Here is a 2,138-nt window from a genome sequence, read left to right on the forward strand (position 1 = left end):
CTATGGTGGTGGTTTTGGCTTTCCCTTTCTTTTACCCTTGTGGGGTTTTGGCGGCGGTTTTGGTGGCTTGTTTGGGATTTTGATCTTTTTTGCTATGGCGAATTTTTTAGTCCAAACCTTCCGCCGTGTTACTAGTGGAGAAACGGAAGAATTAAGTTACAATAGTAACCCTTCCGTGTCTGTAACTCGTTTACAAGTTGGGTTATTAGCTCAAGCTAGAGATTTACAAACCGAACTGAATCACATTGCGGAAACTGCTGATACTAATACTCCAGCAGGAAGAAGCGAAGTTTTACAAGAAGCTAGTTTAGCTTTACTGCGTCATCCTGAATACTGGGTATATGCGGGTAGTGAAACTCAACAGGCAAAGTTAAATGCCGCTGAATCCCAATTTAATCGTTTATCTTTAGCTGAACGCAGTAAGTTTAGCGAAGAAACCCTCTCTAATGTGAATAATCAACTAAAAGCTGTTTTGAGCAAAGAAGCTTTATCTGGGGAAGATAACCCCACCCGCTTAATTAGCGAAGGTCCTGGAGAATATATTATTGTCACCTTGTTAGCAGCGACTTTAGGTAAATGTCAAATTCCGGCTATTAATAGCGCTGATGATTTGCGTCAAGCTTTGCGTCAAATTGGTAGTCTTGGAGGTGAACAACTGTTAGCGATTGAAGTTTTGTGGACTCCCCAAGCGCCAGGAGATACATTGACATCAGATGATTTGTTTGCGGAATATCCTGATTTGAAATTGGTTTAATTGGGGATTAGGGCTGAAAACAGTTAGAAGTGACTGGTAATGGAAAATGGCGACATTCGTTTTCAGATTATTGATGTCATAATTGAGGAAACTACCATTTTTAATCCTACTACTGTACAAGCCCTAACCTATCTCAGGGTTTTCCAGAAAGATTCCATTAAGAGTCTAATTGAAGCACAGGAGGCAGTTTATAAGGAAATGATGAAATCTGTTGAGTCGAGGAAAGAAAAAAGAAAATCAATCAATAATCTCGGCATGAATAGCCTTTCATAAAGCTATTATTCCTAGAATATTAACTATTTAGGAAACTGTCCTTCGCGCACTTCCACAGCGTAATCTTGTACAGCTTTAGTAATTGTTTCTCGTAAGTTTGTATAAACTTTGGCAAATGGTGGTTGTTTTTCCGAAAGTCCCAAAATATCAGAAGTGACTAATACTTGACCATCACAGCTAGAACCTGCACCAATACCGATAGTAGGAATACGTATTTTTTGAGTGATTTCTAGAGCTAATTTGGTGGGAATATGTTCCAATACTATAGCAAAAACACCGGCTTTTTCGAGAGCGATCGCTTCATTGAAAATTCTCTCTCCTGCTTCCTGGGTTTTTCCTTGTTGTCGTAACCCTAACTGATGAATTGATTGAGGTGTTAAACCGACATGACCCATAACGGGAATCCCTGCTTGCACTAGTCTAGTAATGGTATAAACCATTGCAGGATAGCCACCTTCTAATTTTACCGCTTGCGCTCCTGTTTCCTTCAACACCCTACCAGCAGAGTGCATAGCTTGAGAAATACCTTCTTGATAAGTCAAAAATGGTAAATCAACCACGACCAAAGCATTTTTCACACCACGACGGACGGACTTAGCGTGATGTATCATTTCATCCAAAGTGATTGGTAACGTAGTTTCATAACCCAAGATTACCGCCAGAGAATCACCAACTAGGATCAAGTCTACACCAGATATATCTAAAAGTTGAGCGATCGCATAATCCCAGGCAGTTAACGCAACAATCGTCCGTCCCTGTTGTTTCCACTGAGTTAATTGTTGAGTAGTAACTGACATAAATAATTGTTTAATTGTTAATTATCACCTAAATATGCCATTTCTGACATTTTACAAAAAAATATACCAAACCTAAAGATTGTAGAGACGACAAGCCCTAGATACCCAAAGTCCCTACAAAAATTTCCAGTCGTGGCCAAAAGGATTTCTCAAGCCCCTATTTAAAACCATCTTTATCCTTACCTTAGTCCTAACTTTAGCCTTTAGCCATGGCAGTGATGCCCTAGCAGCCCGTTCTGGTGGTAGTTCTTTTAGAATGCCTTCTAGCCGTACCTATGCACCCCGTCCCAATATGCCTAGTAGTGGCGGTTACT

At 40.2% G+C, this 2,138-nt stretch carries 3 protein-coding genes; 2 read left to right on the forward strand and 1 reads right to left on the reverse strand.

Features of this window, described 5'->3' with window-relative positions; genetic code table 11:
• A partial coding sequence (locus tag ACIR310F_RS21230) for a DUF1517 domain-containing protein (protein ID WP_231387355.1) occupies positions 1 to 754 on the forward strand: 754 nt, incomplete at its 5' end.
• Between the two features lie 39 nt (positions 755 to 793).
• A complete protein-coding gene (locus ACIR310F_RS0101835; protein WP_028082357.1) occupies positions 794 to 1,027 on the forward strand; it encodes a hypothetical protein in 234 nt (77 codons plus the stop codon).
• Between the two features lie 23 nt (positions 1,028 to 1,050).
• Here the strand turns inward: ACIR310F_RS0101835 and panB are convergent, their stop codons facing one another.
• Positions 1,051 to 1,824 (reverse strand): 3-methyl-2-oxobutanoate hydroxymethyltransferase, encoded by a 774-nt coding sequence (panB, locus tag ACIR310F_RS0101840; protein WP_028082358.1) that lies wholly within the window; start codon positions 1,822 to 1,824, stop codon positions 1,051 to 1,053.
• Positions 1,825 to 2,138: the final 314 nt, after the last annotated feature.

The organism is Dolichospermum circinale AWQC310F (assembly GCF_000426925.1).
GTDB classification, from domain to species: Bacteria; Cyanobacteriota; Cyanobacteriia; order Cyanobacteriales; family Nostocaceae; genus Dolichospermum; species Dolichospermum circinale.

Excerpts from the sequence above, each read along its gene's own strand:
- ACIR310F_RS0101835 (WP_028082357.1), top strand. The coding sequence starts at position 794 with ATGGAAAATGGCGACATTCGTTTTCAGATTATTGATGTCATAATTGAG.
- panB (WP_028082358.1), bottom strand. The coding sequence starts at position 1,824 with ATGTCAGTTACTACTCAACAATTAACTCAGTGGAAACAACAGGGACGG.